This is a genomic window from Phenylobacterium zucineum HLK1 (genome assembly GCF_000017265.1).
GTDB classification, from domain to species: domain Bacteria; phylum Pseudomonadota; class Alphaproteobacteria; order Caulobacterales; family Caulobacteraceae; genus Phenylobacterium; species Phenylobacterium zucineum.
In genome coordinates, this window is the sequence record NC_011144.1 from 43,217 (window position 1) to 57,109 (window position 13,893).

The 13,893-nt window shown below is 72.0% G+C and carries 14 protein-coding genes, 1 tRNA gene and 1 pseudogene; 9 read left to right on the forward strand and 7 right to left on the reverse strand.

From position 1 onward, the window contains the following. Positions 1 to 4: 4 nt before the first annotated feature. Positions 5 to 691, reverse strand: coding sequence for a MarC family protein (locus PHZ_RS00275; protein ID WP_012520614.1), 687 nt, complete (start codon positions 689 to 691; stop codon positions 5 to 7). Between the two features lie 59 nt (positions 692 to 750). Between PHZ_RS00275 and pyrF the strand changes: the two genes are divergently transcribed. From pyrF to dnaJ, 4 genes and pseudogenes are all read left to right on the forward strand, one after another. Beyond that, positions 751 to 1,473 (forward strand): orotidine-5'-phosphate decarboxylase, encoded by a 723-nt coding sequence (gene pyrF, locus PHZ_RS00280; protein ID WP_049758082.1) that lies wholly within the window; start codon positions 751 to 753, stop codon positions 1,471 to 1,473. Between the two features lie 56 nt (positions 1,474 to 1,529). Next, entirely contained in the window at positions 1,530 to 2,021 is a 492-nt protein-coding gene (locus PHZ_RS00285) for a hypothetical protein (protein WP_187149092.1), read from the forward strand. 188 nt (positions 2,022 to 2,209) lie between these two features. Then, positions 2,210 to 4,156 (forward strand): annotated as a pseudogene (dnaK, locus tag PHZ_RS00290) (molecular chaperone DnaK); the annotation flags it as partial. Positions 4,157 to 4,331: 175 nt separating this feature from the next. After that, entirely contained in the window at positions 4,332 to 5,492 is a 1,161-nt protein-coding gene (gene dnaJ / locus PHZ_RS00295; RefSeq protein WP_041372915.1) for a molecular chaperone DnaJ, read from the forward strand. A 36-nt stretch (positions 5,493 to 5,528) separates the two neighbouring features. Here the strand turns inward: dnaJ and PHZ_RS00300 are convergent, their stop codons facing one another. Continuing rightward, entirely contained in the window at positions 5,529 to 7,457 is a 1,929-nt protein-coding gene (locus PHZ_RS00300; protein ID WP_012520619.1) for an outer membrane protein assembly factor BamB family protein, read from the reverse strand. A 161-nt stretch (positions 7,458 to 7,618) separates the two neighbouring features. Between PHZ_RS00300 and PHZ_RS00305 the strand changes: the two genes are divergently transcribed. Next, a tRNA-Arg gene (locus PHZ_RS00305) sits at positions 7,619 to 7,695 on the forward strand. Between the two features lie 139 nt (positions 7,696 to 7,834). Then, complete coding sequence (locus PHZ_RS21365) at positions 7,835 to 8,266, forward strand: GreA/GreB family elongation factor (RefSeq protein ID WP_012520620.1); 432 nt, start codon at positions 7,835 to 7,837, stop codon at positions 8,264 to 8,266. A 67-nt stretch (positions 8,267 to 8,333) separates the two neighbouring features. On the opposite strand, the gene PHZ_RS00315 is transcribed toward PHZ_RS21365, so the two are convergent. Together PHZ_RS00315 and PHZ_RS00320 are read right to left on the reverse strand one after the other, a co-directional pair. Continuing rightward, a complete protein-coding gene (locus PHZ_RS00315; RefSeq protein ID WP_041372916.1) occupies positions 8,334 to 8,543 on the reverse strand; it encodes a hypothetical protein in 210 nt (69 codons plus the stop codon). Continuing rightward, positions 8,540 to 9,142 carry a hypothetical protein gene (locus PHZ_RS00320; protein WP_041372917.1) on the reverse strand — a complete coding sequence of 201 codons (603 nt, stop codon included), beginning with the start codon at positions 9,140 to 9,142 and terminating at the stop codon, positions 8,540 to 8,542. Before PHZ_RS00320 ends, PHZ_RS00315 begins: the two co-directional genes overlap by 4 nt. Positions 9,143 to 9,789: 647 nt before the next feature. Here PHZ_RS00320 and PHZ_RS00325 point away from each other — a divergent pair. Next, the gene (locus PHZ_RS00325) at positions 9,790 to 10,029 is read left to right on the forward strand and encodes a hypothetical protein (protein ID WP_041372918.1); all 240 of its coding nucleotides are present in this window, start codon (positions 9,790 to 9,792) and stop codon (positions 10,027 to 10,029) included. After that, positions 10,026 to 10,421 (forward strand): GreA/GreB family elongation factor, encoded by a 396-nt coding sequence (locus tag PHZ_RS00330; protein WP_012520621.1) that lies wholly within the window; start codon positions 10,026 to 10,028, stop codon positions 10,419 to 10,421. The genes PHZ_RS00325 and PHZ_RS00330 overlap by 4 nt, the downstream gene beginning before the upstream one ends. A 4-nt stretch (positions 10,422 to 10,425) precedes the next feature. On the opposite strand, the gene PHZ_RS00335 is transcribed toward PHZ_RS00330, so the two are convergent. From PHZ_RS00335 to alr, 3 genes are all read right to left on the reverse strand, one after another. Beyond that, complete coding sequence (locus PHZ_RS00335) at positions 10,426 to 10,611, reverse strand: hypothetical protein (RefSeq protein ID WP_041372919.1); 186 nt, start codon at positions 10,609 to 10,611, stop codon at positions 10,426 to 10,428. 256 nt (positions 10,612 to 10,867) lie between these two features. Further along, a complete protein-coding gene (locus tag PHZ_RS00340; protein ID WP_012520622.1) occupies positions 10,868 to 12,148 on the reverse strand; it encodes a D-amino acid dehydrogenase in 1,281 nt (426 codons plus the stop codon). After that, positions 12,145 to 13,293, reverse strand: coding sequence for an alanine racemase (gene alr / locus PHZ_RS00345; protein WP_012520623.1), 1,149 nt, complete (start codon positions 13,291 to 13,293; stop codon positions 12,145 to 12,147). Before alr ends, PHZ_RS00340 begins: the two co-directional genes overlap by 4 nt. Before the next feature lie 114 nt (positions 13,294 to 13,407). Between alr and PHZ_RS00350 the strand changes: the two genes are divergently transcribed. Next, the gene (locus tag PHZ_RS00350; protein ID WP_012520624.1) at positions 13,408 to 13,872 is read left to right on the forward strand and encodes an Lrp/AsnC family transcriptional regulator; all 465 of its coding nucleotides are present in this window, start codon (positions 13,408 to 13,410) and stop codon (positions 13,870 to 13,872) included. Positions 13,873 to 13,893 lie beyond the last annotated feature (21 nt).

Consider the following 13,893-nt stretch of genomic DNA (forward strand, 5'->3'; position numbering starts at 1 on the left):
GCGTTCAGTGCCCGTAGGGGTTCGCCGCCTCGGGGCGGATGAACCCGGCGGTGGACTCGGCCAGCCCCGCGAAGATGAACTGGATGGCCAGGGCGCAGAGGATCAGCCCCAGCACGCGCACCACGATGGTCAGGCCGATCCGTCCCAGGATCTTCGAGATGATCGGGGTCAGCAGGAAGCACAGCAGGGTGGCGGCCGAGACCGCCGCAATGACGCCAACGCCCAGGGCCGCCCCGGTCAGGCCGAACTGCTGGGCCTGGCTCGCGTAGATCACCACTGACGAGATGGCGCCCGGCCCGATCAGCAGCGGCATGGCGAAGGGCACGATCATCCGTTCGAACCGGCGGCGCGCCACCGAGCGCGGGTCGCCCGCCGCCGCCTCGGCCGCCTCGGCGAAGGTGGCGGTGAAATCGTCCCGGGCCATCTCCAATCCCAGCAGGAACAGGATCACCCCGCCGGCGATGCGGAAGGCCGGCAGCGAGATGCCGAAGAACTGCAGCAGGCTGAGGCCCGAGAAGTAGAAGAACGTCAGGAAGCCCACGACGAACAGCGAGACGTAGAGCGCGATCAGCGCCCGCTCGCGCGGCTTCGCGCCCGCCGTCGCGGCCGCGAACACGGGCACGTTGCCCAGCGGGTCCAGCAGGGCGAAGAGGGCGACGAAGAAGTTGACCGCGAAGTCGGCCTGGCTCATCTGCTGGCTCTTAGCCTGAATCCAACCCCGCGGACCACCCGCCTCTCCGGAGCCATGCCATGGCCGCCGCCGCCGCCGCTGCGCAAACCGCCCCCGCCGCCGATCCGCGCCTGATCGTGCCGCTGGACCTGCCGACCGTGGCCGAGGCGCGGGCCATGGTCGCGCGGCTGGGCGAGGCGGTCGGCTTCTACAAGGTGGGGCTGGAGCTGTTCGCCAGCGACGGCATGGCGCTGGCCCGCGAGCTGAAGGGCCAGGGCAAGCAGGTGTTCCTCGACTGGAAGCTGCACGACATCGGCACCACCGTGCAGCGCGCCGCCGCGGTGCTGGCGGGCCAGGGCTGCGACTTCCTCACCGTCCACGGCGAACCGCAGGTGATGGCCGCCGCGGTCCGCGGCCGCGGGGACTCGGACCTGAAGGTGCTGGCGGTGACCGTGCTCACCAGCCTCACCGACGCCGACCTGAGGGAGATGGGCTTCACCGAGACCGCCCGCGAGCTGGTCGAGCGCCGCATCCGCCAGGCGATCGCCGCCGGCTGCGACGGGGTGATCGCCAGCCCGCACGAGGCCGAGCTGGCCCGCGCCCTGGGCGGCAAGGACTTCCTCGTCGTCACGCCGGGCGTGCGGCCCGAGTGGGCGGCGAAGAACGACCAGGCCCGGGCGGCGACGCCGGCTGACGCGCTGCGCGCCGGCGCCTCGCACATCGTCTGCGGCCGCCCGATCACCGGGGCCGAGGACCCCCTGGCCGCGGCGCGGCGCATCGCCGCCGAGATGGCGGGCCTGTAGTCCCTTCGGGAACCCACGGCCAAGCTGGGCGTCTAGGCTTGCAGCCTGGACCCGCCATGACCGACCCACGAATGAAACCGCTGGCCCTGCGCCGCCTGACCGCGGGCGAGCGGGCCCTGGCGGCCGAGGTGTTCGGCGAGGGGCTCGACGCCGCCCGGGTGCGGCTGTTCGCCATCCCCGCCTGGCGCCGGGCGTTCGTCGCCGGCCCCGGGCTCGTCGTCTGGCCCGCCGCGACGGCGCGACCGGACTTCGCCGCGCCGGACGTCCCCTTGCGGACCCAGGCGGTGTTCGTGCACGAGCTGACCCACGTCTGGCAGGCGCAGAACGGCGTCTCGCTGATCCTCGCCAAGCTGCGCGCCGGCGACGGGCCGGGCGCCTACGCCTACGACCTGGCCGAACACCTGGCCGGGGAGCGCGAATTCGCCGCGCTCAATATCGAGCAGCAGGCCATGGTGGTCGAACACGCCTTCCTCGCCTCGCGCGGCGGCCCGGCGCCGCACCCCCCGGAACTCTATGCGAACATCCGTTCGAACTGGCGGCGCGCGTGAGCCATGTCCTTGTCGGGATTGGGGACATTCGGACTTGCGGGGGCCCCAAGTTTCCCCATATCGGCAGGCGACGCTGGTTTGCGGGCGATGGGCCCGGAAGCCGGCCGAGACCTGATCGAACCGGGGGCGTCGCTATTTTCAGGGCGCTTCATTAGAAGGCCCACCCGCGGCGTCCGCCAACAAGGAGCGAGCAAGACTCGAACATGAGCAAGATCATCGGCATCGACCTCGGCACCACGAACTCGTGCGTGGCCATCATGGACGGCAAGCAGCCGAAGGTGATCGAGAACGCCGAAGGCGCCCGGACGACGCCCTCGGTGGTGGCCTTCATGGAGGACGGCGAACGCCTCGTGGGCCAGCCGGCCCGCCGCCAGGCCGTCACCAACCCGGCCAACACCCTCTTCGCCATCAAGCGCCTGATCGGCCGCCAGTTCACCGATCCGCTGGTGGAGAAGGACCGGGGCATGGTGCCCTACGAGATCGTGAAGGGTCCGAACGGCGACGCCTGGGTGCGCGCCCACGGCAAGGACTACTCGCCCCAGCAGATCTCGGCCTTCATCCTGCAGAAGATGAAGGAAGCCGCCGAGCAGCACCTCGGCGAGAAGGTCGAGAAGGCGGTCATCACCGTCCCGGCCTACTTCAACGACGCCCAGCGCCAGGCGACCAAGGACGCGGGCAAGATCGCGGGTCTGGAAGTCCTGCGCATCATCAACGAGCCCACCGCCGCGGCGCTGGCCTACGGCCTCGAGAAGAACGAGGGCAAGAAGATCGCCGTCTACGACCTGGGCGGCGGCACCTTCGACGTCTCGATCCTCGAGATCGGCGACGGCGTGTTCGAGGTGAAGTCCACCAACGGCGACACCTTCCTGGGCGGCGAGGACTTCGACCTGCGGGTCGTCGACTACCTGGCCGACGAGTTCAAGAAGGAGCAGGGCGTCGACCTGCGGAAGGACAAGCTGGCCCTTCAGCGCCTGAAGGAAGAGGCCGAGAAGGCGAAGAAGGAGCTGTCCAGCGTCACCCAGTACGAGGTGAACCTGCCCTTCATCTCGATGAACCAGTCGGGCCCGCTGCACCTGAACATCAAGCTGTCGCGCGCCAAGCTGGAAGCCCTCGTCGAGGACCTGGTCCAGAAAACCATCGGCCCCTGCGAGAACGCCCTGAAGGACGCCGGCCTCAAGAAGTCGGACATCGACGAAGTGATCCTGGTGGGCGGCATGACCCGCATGCCCAAGGTCGTCGAGACCGTGAAGGAGTTCTTCGGGCGCGAGCCGCACAAGGGCGTGAACCCGGACGAGGTCGTGGCGCTGGGCGCCGCGGTCCAGGCCGGCGTGCTGCAGGGCGACGTCAAGGACGTGCTGCTGCTGGACGTGACGCCCCTGACCCTGGGCATCGAGACCCTGGGCGGCGTGTTCACCCCGCTGATCGAGCGCAACACCACGATCCCGACCAAGCGCAGCCAGGTGTTCTCCACGGCCGACGACAACCAGTCGGCGGTGACCATCCGGGTGTTCCAGGGCGAGCGGCCGATGGCGGCGGACAACAAGCTGCTGGGCCAGTTCGACCTGGTCGGCATCCCGCCGGCGCCGCGCGGCGTGCCGCAGGTCGAGGTGACCTTCGACATCGACGCCAACGGCATCGTGAACGTCCAGGCGCGCGACAAGGCGACCAACAAGGAGCAGTCGATCCGCATCCAGGCCAACGGCGGCCTCTCGGATTCGGACATCGAGGCCATGGTCAAGGACGCCGAGTCCCACAAGGCCGAGGACGAGAAGCGCAAGGCCGCCGTCGAGGCCAAGAACCAGGCCGACGCGGTCATCCACTCGACCGAGAAGGCGCTGTCCGAACACGGGGACAAGGTCTCCGAGGCCGACCGGAACGCCATCCAGGGCGCGCTGGACGACCTGAAGGGCTCGCTGGAGTCGGATGACGCCGAGGCGATCGCCGCCAAGACCCAGACGCTGATCCAGGCGTCGATGAAGCTGGGCGAGGCGATGTACAAGGCCCAGCAGGACGCCGGCGGCCAGCCGTCCGGCGAGGCTCAGGGGTCCGGCGCGGCCTCCTCGGACGACGTGGTCGACGCCGAGTTCGAGGAAGTCGACGGCGCCCCCGGGGGCGACGAGAAGAAGTCGGCGTGACAACGCGCCCCATGGCGGCCTTCAGCCTCGGATGCGAAGAGGCCGGCCATGGGGACGTCGCCGCCGCCTTCGCGGTAAGGGTTGCCCCCGCCCGCTCGGCCGACTTAAGCCTTGCAGTCGGGCGGGGGCCGACCCACCTGAATTCCAGCCCAATTTTTGAGCGCCTGACAGTTTGATGCGGGACTATTACGAGATCCTGGGCGTCAATCGCGGCTGCGACGACGCCGCCCTGAAGGCGGCGTTCCGCAAGCTGGCGATGGAGCACCACCCCGACCGCAACGGCGGTTGCGAGGAGGCGGCCGGCCGCTTCAAGGAAATCAACGAGGCCTATTCGGTCCTCTCCGACCCGCAGAAGCGCGCGGCCTACGACCGCTTCGGCCATGCGGGCGTCAACGGCATGAACGGCGGCGGCCCCGGCGGCGCCCAGTTCCACGACGTCCACGACATCTTCAACGAGGTGTTCGGCGACGTCTTCGGCGACATGTTCGGCGGTCGCGCCCGCGGCTCCCACCGGGGCGGCCCCGCCCGCGGGGCGGACCTGCGCTATGACCTGGAGATCACCCTCGAGCAGGCCTACGCCGGCGCCGAGGTCGAGATCACCGTCCCCGCCACCCTGACCTGCGAGACCTGCGAAGGCTCCGGGGCCAAGCCGGGCACCAGCCCGACCACCTGCACCACCTGCCAGGGCGCCGGCCGCATCCGCGCCACCCAGGGCTTCTTCTCGATCGAGCGGGCCTGTCCCCGCTGCGGCGGCTCGGGGACCATGGTGCTCGATCCCTGCACGGACTGCCACGGCATGGGCCAGGTGCGCCGCGAGCGCACGCTGGCGGTCCGCATCCCGCCGGGCGTCGACGACGGCGCCCGCATCCGGCTGGCCGGCGAGGGGGATTCCGGGGCCCGCGGCGGCCCGCGCGGCGACCTCTACATCTTCCTGTCGGTGCGCCCGCACGAGCTGTTCGAGCGCGATGGCCTGGACCTGCTGTGCACGGTGCCGGTGCCGATGTGCGTGGCTGCGCTCGGCGGCGAGATCGAGGCCCCCTGCCTGCTGGGCGGCGAGAACTGCGACGGGAACTGCAAGATCACCGTCAAGGTCCCCGAGGGCGCCCAGACCGGCAAGACCCTCCGTGTGAAGGGCCGCGGCATGCCCTCGCTGCGCTCGCGCGAGCGGGGCGACCTGGTGGTCGAGCTGTTCGTCGAGACGCCGACCCGGCTCACCGTCCGCCAGAAGGAGCTGATGCGCGAGCTGGCCGGCCTGTGCGGCGAGCAGCAGCATCCGAAGTCGGCCAGCTTCATCGGCAAGGCCAAGCGCTTCTGGGACGAGGTGACGGGCGCCTAGAGGTAGCGGGGGCCTGACGCCCCCGCCCCGCCGCTGCTATTTCGCCTTCGGCCGGTACGCCACCAGCACGTTGCCCGGCTGCTGGCCGAAGGCCGCATAGCCCGAGTTGACGAACACCATGCCGTCGCCGGCGAACAGGCCGGCCGCGTCGATCGAGCCGCCCGAGCCCGCGAGCCCGTTCACCGACTGATGCGTCCGGGCCGTGTCGTAGCTGGCGAGCACGTCGCCCCGAACGGCGTCGAACACCCAGAGCCGGCCGTCCAGCGATCCCGCCAGCACCGCGCCGTCGATGACCAGCGGCGGCGCCGACAGGCCGTAGCGGCTGGCGCAGATCGGGACCCGCGTCTTCCGATCGCCTTCGCAGTCGGGGGCGGCCTTCCACTGCCAGGCGATCTTGCCGCTCGCCACGTCGATGGCGTGCATCCCGGCGGCGGACTTGTCGGCCGGCACGTTCGGGTCGCTGATCGGGGCGAAGACGCGCACGCCGTCGGTGGCCAGGCCCCAGTGGACGCCGCCCAGCGGGGTGCCGGGGCCGAAGGTGTGGCGCCAGACGACCTTGCCGCCGCGCGGCTCCAGCGCCCAGACGTCGCCCGACTTCTGGCCCGCCAGGATCAGCTCGCGCCCGCCTTTCCCGCGAAAGATCACCGGACCGCCGCCGAAGTCGTGGTCGCGCAGCACGCTGCCCTCATTGGCGAAGTAGCAGTTGGGCTTCAGCGGCTGGCCGGGCGGCGGCGGCCCGATGGGGCACGACATGTTCCAGACGTCGTTCTCCAGGGCCTGGAACACCCACCGGTCCTTGCCTGTGGAAAGGTCGATGGCCACCACAGCGTCGCTCGTCTTGGTGGCCGGCGGCGAGGTGTTCTCGCCCGTGGCGGTGTAGACGATCCCCTTGCGCGGATCGATCGCCGGGCTCGACCAGATCGGGGCGCCCGACGGACCGTAGGTCTCCACGCCGGTGGAGGTTTTCCGCCCCAGCGGCTTGGCGTCCTCCATGGTGTGCCAGGTCCACAGGGTCCGTCCGCTGGCGGCCTCGACCGCCACGACCGCGCCGTGGCTCTTGCAGCACTCGAAGTTGGGCCGCATGGCGTTGGCCACGTCCATGGCCGAGACCGGGACGATGATCTTGTCCTCGTGGAACAGCGGCGAGCCGCTCAGCGGGACGTTCTTGTCGTGCCGCGGATCGACGCGCCAGGCGACCTTGCCGGTCTTGGCGTCGACGGCCACGAGATTGCCGGCGTTGTCGCCGCCGACCACCGCCAGCGGGCCCTTGGGGCCCAGCCGGCCGACGGCCAGGCTGTTGCGGATCGGCGAGGGCAGCTCGCTGGCCCATTTCACGCAGCCGGACTTGGTGTCCAGCGCCACCAGGTAGTTCGTCTGGCCGGCCGGATAGAACAGCGTCGAGCCCACGACCACGCCCTGGCTGCGCAGGCTGCTGGTGCGCGGGAAGGCGAAGGTCCAGGCGACCTCCAGGTCGGCGACGTCCTTCGTCTTCAGGCCGGCCTGGGCGGCGCTCATCCGGCGGGAGTTGTCGAGGTCGACGCCGAAGCCGAGCTGGGCGGGCTTGCCCGACACGTCCACCTCGCGCTGCCCGCGCGCGCACATCGCCGTCTCGATCCATTCGGTCCCCAGCGGGCCCGCCGGCGCGGCCAGGTACTCGACCAGCTCGCGCATCTGGCGGCGGCTGAGCTGGTCGCCCATCGGCTTCATCACCCCGGTGGTCAGCACCGTGGTCAGCGTCTGGGCGCTCATCTTTCGCAGGTTGCCGATCGGCGCCGCCCGGCTGCCCGGCTCGGGCTTGTCGTGGCAGGACGCGCAGTACTGGTCGTAGACGAGCTTGCCGGGCGTCGGCGCATCGTCCGGCGCCTGGGCGTTCGCCAGCTGGCCGAACCCGAGACCCGCGCCAAGGGCCGCCGCGGCCAACGCCGCCACGCCGCCGCCCTGCGCCATCCGCTTCCAGACGCCCATCGTTTCCCCCAAAACATACCGGCCGTTCGACGGCTCGCTCTCGGGCGGAAGCTAGCCGCCCGCCGTTATATTCAGATTGCCCGGCTGAAATCCCCGCGCGCAAGGGTCTCGCCGTTTGCCGGACGCCCCGCTTTCGGCTAGAGAGACCGCCCGCTGAAGACGCACCCGTAGCTCAGCTGGATAGAGCGTTGCCCTCCGAAGGCAAAGGTCACACGTTCGAATCGTGTCGGGTGCGCCAGCGATCTCCTTGAATTGATGCCGGTCCGGCCCCGCGGGGGCGGGCTTTCCGCGCGCGGGCGCCTACATAAGGCGAAGGCTGTTCCGAGGGCCGCGTCCGGCGCCCCGGCCGGAGACAGCCGCCAGAAGAGGAGACCGCCTTGAGCCCGCACAGCTCGCTGCCTTCCAATCCCCGCGTCACGGTCCTGGACGAGGAGTACGCGCCGCTGGCGGATATCGTCTGCGGCTCGCCCCGGGCGACCCCCGGACTGGCCCTGCTTTGGAACGAGCTGTCCCGCGCCACCCTGGTCCAGGCCGGCCGCGCGCCGGCGGACGTCGTGCGGCTGGGCTCGGCGGTCGAGTACACGGACCTGACCCGTCGCGAGAGCCGGCGCATCCGCCTGGTGCTCCCGCGGGAGGCCCGTCCGCCGGCGCTGGAGCCGGTGTCGGGCACGATCGGGGCGGCGCTGCTGGGCCTGCGGCCCGGCGACGTCTTCCACTGGCGGGCCCCGAGCGGCGAGCTCAGGAGCCTGCAGGTGGATGCGGTCGAACCGCCCCTGGCGCCGCGGATCTCCCGTCCGCGCCAGAGCTGAGACGCCGCGGGCGGGGCCGGTGGCCCGGCTCCGCCCGCCTCGTCTTCGGAGACTCCCGTCAGTCCGTTCAGGTCCGCCGGTAGGCCGCCTCGGCCAGGTCGCCGAGGAGGAGGTCGGCGGCGCCCGTCCGGCCCCGCGCGCGCAGGCGCGCGGCGGCGTTGGTCATGGCGTCCCGGGCCTGCGGTCCGCCGGCGTCCTGCAGCGCCTGCACGAGGCTGGTGAAGGCGGCCTCCAGGTCGTTCAGGCGGCGGTGATGGTCGTTCAGGCTGAGGGTCATCGTGCGTCTCCACGGTGTTCGGATTGGACAAGGGTCAGGCGGGGCGAGGGCGAGCGCCGGGGCCCGGCCGCGTCCGGCGGCACGCGCTCGATGCGGTCGGCCCAGGTCTCGAGGGCTTCCACGGCGGCCAGCATCGCCGCGCGCCGGGGCGGGTCGGCGTCGATCGCCGGATGGTCCCAGAGTTCGCGGTTCAGGACGGCGGCCCGCCGCAGGTAGAGCGCCAGGGTCGCGGGGTCGCGGCCGATGCGCGACGCGCCCCGGCGGGCCTCATGGGCGGCGGCCATCCGCACATCGAGGTCCAGGACGTCGGCGCCCGTCCAGGTAAACACCTCCCGCCGCAGCGCGAGCTGTTCGATCGGATCGGGCGGCGCAAGCAGCTTCAGCGCCGCGGCCGTCGAGTCGGGCGGCTCGGCGGCGTCGCGGAGGGCGAGGCTGAGGATCTGGTCGTAGGCGAGCGGCGATTCCGCCGCCGCGGCCGCTTCTTCGCGCAGCCGGTCGGCGACGGCGCCGGGGTTCGCCAGCTGGGCGCCGAGCTCCTCACGCCGCGCGCGGGCTTCGGCGCGGGCCTGGGAGACGACGCCGCTCAGGCGGCTGGTCATTCTGATGCCTCATGGCCGGCCCGGCGCGCGCGGCTCTGCGCGCCCCGCCGGGCGATGAAAGGGAGGTGTCGGTGATCTCGTCAGAGGTGGGCGCGCGCCCTTGTCCCCGGGTCCAGGGCCTCGCCACTAGGCCCGGGGCGGAACGCCTTCGACTCGGCGGCACGCGTGGCAAACGCGGCGTCGCTGCGCGGGGACCTTCGACATGATCCGAAGATGACCCCGCCCGAGGGAAAGTCAATGGGGCCGCAAGGTTTCGCTCGAACCCGGATCATTTGACTTCTTCCATGCGCCGGCCCATCTTCTTGCTCGCCATGCGCACTTCTGCATTCATCGGCCTACGGGCGAAATATTTCCGCAGCGCCGCCGCGCCGGTGTAGCCCCGAGCTCTTTCGCCGGTAGGGCGAGGGTTCGGGGATATATTTCAAGTCGCCAGCAGATTGCATTTCACAGCTTGCAGGCCCTTGCCTGCGATGAGGCGTAGTCTTGTCCAGACGTCCTGGAGACCCGCGCGCCACCGGCGACGGGGCTCCCTCCTTCCCCTATCCTCGCGACCCAGGCTCGGGACCGGCTCCCTTGCGGTTCGGCTCGCGGCCCTTTCCGCTCGACCGTCGCCGGCCCGCCGGCGCTCAGCCGGGGCGCGAGGTCCGATGACGGGCGCCGCCTTCCTCGCCGCGCTGCTGGCGCCGTTTGTGGCCGGCTGGCTGCTGGCGTTCCTGATCGACGCCCGCAACGGGCGCCACGTGGACCCGGTCGGCCGGATCCTCAGGACCTGGCTGGAGCCGGACGCCGAAGCCGACGCCCTGGTGCGCCCACGGCGCTGGCGCCGCCGCCCCGCTGGGCCCCCGACCTTTCGCCCATCCTTCGATCCAGGGAGACCTCCGCCGTGACCGACGCCGCCGACGCGCCCCCTCCGCCCGCCGTCTACGCCACGCCCGCCGACCTGAAGCGGCTCCGCGCGATCTCGCTCTCGCGCCAGGCGCCCGGCCTGGGCCAGGAGCTGCTGCGCCGCGAGGTGGAGCGGATGGCGATCCGGGCGTACGACGACCTGCGGTTCGTGCGCCTGAACTCAACCGTCACCTACAAGGACCTGCGCACCCGGCGCCGCCGGATCGTGCAGGTCGTCCAGCCCGAGCACGCCCACCAGGACGAGAACCGCGTCTCCATCCTGTCGCCGATCGGGGCGGCGCTGATCGGCCTGCCCGAAGGCTCGGTGTTCCGCTGGGCCGAGCGGATCGATGGGGCGACCCGAGCCGTGAAGGTGCTGGCGGTGGAGTCCTGACGGCTCAGCCGAGCGTCAGCCACAGGCCCGCGGCGACGGCGAGCGCGGCCGCGCCGAGCAGCGCCGGGAGCAGGCTGCGGGAGCGCCGGCGCAGCCGCGACCGGCTCCAGCCCTGGCGCATGTAGACGAGGGGCCGGGGACGGCCGGCCTCGCTGCCGACGATGTTGTGGCGCAGGAATCGTTGCGACATTGCAGCCTCGCTTGCTCAAGCCCGGCCGTCGCCCACGGATGATCAGGAACGGCGACGGTTCGCGCCCGCGGGCGAAGCGGCCCACTGTGACGCGGCCCCGGAGCCGGCTGTGCGCCGCCCCGGGGGCTCAGCGGCCTGCGACGAGGCGGCCCGCCCGTCGCAGGAGTGCTTGGAAGCGCGCTGGAACTTGCATCGCGGCGCGGGTTTGGCGGCTGGGCGCAGCCAAGTCAATCGCGCGCCCCGGCCGGAGGCGGCGTCAGGCCGCCCGGCGCAGGGGCTCGGCGGCGGGCGAGCCGGGGACCGCGTAGTCGGTCAGGTCCAGCGCCGGCGCCTGGCGCCCCACCGCGTCGGCCAGCACCTGGGCCGAGCCGCAGGCCATGGTCCAGCCCAGGGTCCCGTGGCCGGTGTTGAGGAACAGCCGCCGCAGCGGCGCCTCGCCGATGCGCGGCGTGCTGGTGGGGGTCATCGGGCGAAGGCCGCACCAGAACGTGGCCGAGGGCAGGTCGCAGCTGCCGCCGAACAGGCTGCCGGCGGAATGCTCCAGCGTCGCCCGGCGCGAGGGACGCAGGCTGAGGTCGTAGCCGGCGAGCTCGGCCAGGCCGCCGATGCGCACCCGGTCGCCCAGCCGCGTGATGGCGACCTTGTAGGTCTCGTCCAGAAGCGTCGAGACGGGCGCCTTGGCCTCGTCGGTGATCGTCGCCGTCAGCGAATAGCCCTTCACCGGATAGACGCCGGTGCGGATCCCGTGCGGCCGCAGGAAGGGCTCGGAGTAGCTGCCGAGGCAGACGACGTAGGCGTCGCCCGTGACGGTGCCGCCGGGGGTGCGCACGCCCCCGACCTCGCCGCCGGCCGTCTCCAGGCCCTGAATAGTCGTCCCGAAGCGGAAGTCGACCCCCTGCCCGCGGCACAGGTCCGCCAGGGCGGTGGTGAACTTGAAGCAGTCGCCGGTCTCGTCGTTCGGCAGCCGAAGGCCGCCCACGATCGTGTCGCGGGCGTGGCCCAGGCCCGGCTCGCGGGCGATGCATCCCAGGCGGTCCAGCAGCTCATAGGGCACGCCGAGATCCCGCAGGACCTCCATGTCCTTGCCGGCCTCGTCCATCTGCGCCTGGGTGCGGAAGACCTGCAGCGTGCCCCGGCTGCGCTGGTCGTACTGGATGCCCGTCTCCCGGCGCAGGGCGATCAGGCAGTCGCGGCTGTGCTCGGCCAGGCGCACCATCCGCGCCTTGTTGGCGAGGTAGCGCTCGGTCGTGCAGTTGCGCAGCATCGCGAGCAGCCAGCTCAGCAGGGCGGGATCGAGGCTGGGCCGGACGATCAGCGGCGCGTGGCGGGCCAGCAGCCACTTCGGCGCCTTGCGCGGCACGCCGGGGGAGGCCCAGGGCGAGGCGTAGCCGGGCGAGATCTCGCCCGCGTTGGCGAAGCTCGTCTCCAGCGCGGCGCCGTCCTGGCGCTCCAGGACCACCACCTCGTGGCCGGCCTTGGCCAGATACCAGGCGGTCGTCACGCCGATCACGCCGGCGCCCAGCACCACAACCTTCATCGGGACGCTGCTCCTTGTTGGCGCAGGGGCCCCGGCCCGCCGACGTAGCGGCGCTGCAGGCGCCGGCCCATGCGCGTGAGGATCTCGTAGGGGATCGTGCCCGCCGCTTCGGCGGCGTCGACGATGTCGCGGCCGGCCCCCAGGAACTCCACCTCGTCGCCCGGCTGCAGGCGCCCGCCCGCCGCCTCGAAGGCGGTGACGTCGAGGGTGATGCTGTCCATCGAGACGCGGCCGGCGACCGGCAGGGTCTGGCCGTCGAAGAGGGCGGGCCAGCCTTCGGCGAGATTCCAGGACCAGCCGTCGGCGTAGCCGAGGGCGACCGTGGCGATCCGCGCCGGCGCCCGCGTCACATGGGCGAAGCCGTAGCCGACGCCGGCGCCGGCGGGCACGTCGCGCACCTGGACGACCGGGGCGGTCAGCCGCACCACGGGCCTGGGCGAGAGGACCTGCGAGCGGACCCCGCCGAACAGGAAGACGCCCGAGCGCACGAGCTGGTGGCGGAAGCGCGGGCCCAGCAGGGCGCCGTGGGAATTGGCGAGCGACCGGGGCCAGTCGGGCAGTGCGGCCGCCAGCCGGTCGAACGCCTCGGCCTGGGCGGCGTTGGCGGGATGGTCCGGCTCGTCGGCGCAGGCGAGGTGGCTCATCAGCAGGTCGATGCGCAGGCGCCCCAGCAGGTCGGCGTCGCCGGCGAGGCGCCGGACCTCGGCCTCGGGCAGGCCCAGGCGCGACATGCCGCTGTCGATCTGCAGCACCGCGGGCGGCGCGGCGCCGCCGTCGGGAGCCAGGCGCGACCAGCGTTCGGCCTGATCGAGGGAATTGAGCACGGGGAGGACGCCGGCCGCGGCGCAGGCCGGCTCGCGGCCGGCCGCCAGGCCGTTCAGCACGTAGAGCCGCGCGTCCTCGGGCAGGACCGGCTTCAGCTCCAGGGCCTCAGAGAGGTGGGCGACGAAGAAGTCGCGGCAGCCCTCGGCCGCCAGCGCCTCGGAAACCGGCCCCGCCCCCAGGCCGTAGGCGTCGGCCTTCACCACCGCGGCCAGGCGCGCGGGCGCCGCATGCCGCGCGAGCGCGCGGAAGTTCTCGCGGACCGCCGAGAGGTCGATCCACAGCGTCGCGCCGTCGGCAGGGGTGGCAGGGGTTGCGGTCATGGATTGCGCCTGTAACGCAGTTTACCGCCCCGGTGTTCGAATGAGCCGCCCATTGTTCGAATAAAATGCTAAATTGCAGGCCTAGGTGAACTTCAGGCGAACGCAGGGCGAACGATGTTCAATGTCGATGCGGTCGACCGCCGGATCCTGGGGGTCCTTCGGTTCGAGGGGCGCATTCCCAACAAGGAGCTGGCCGACCGGGTGGGGCTGTCGCCGTCCGCCTGCCTGCGCCGCGTGCGCCTGATGGAGGAGGCCGGGGTGATCCGGGGCTATGCGGCCCTGATCTCGGACGCGGCCGGGGACGAGGGCGTGACCGCGATCGTCCGCATCACCCTCGAGAAGCAGACCGAGGAGTTCCTGACCCGCTTCGAGGAGGCGGTCCGCCAGCATCCCGAGATCGTCGAGTGCTTCCTCATGACGGGGGATTCCGACTACATCCTGCGCGCCGCCGCCGCGAGCACGGCCGACTACGAGCGGATCCACAAGGAGATCCTCTCCAGGCTGCCCGGCGTGGCGCGGATCCACTCCAGCATCGCCATGCGCAGCGTCCTCGTGGCCAGGCCCCAAGCGCGCCGCTGACGTGCGGTCGCCGAACGGGGG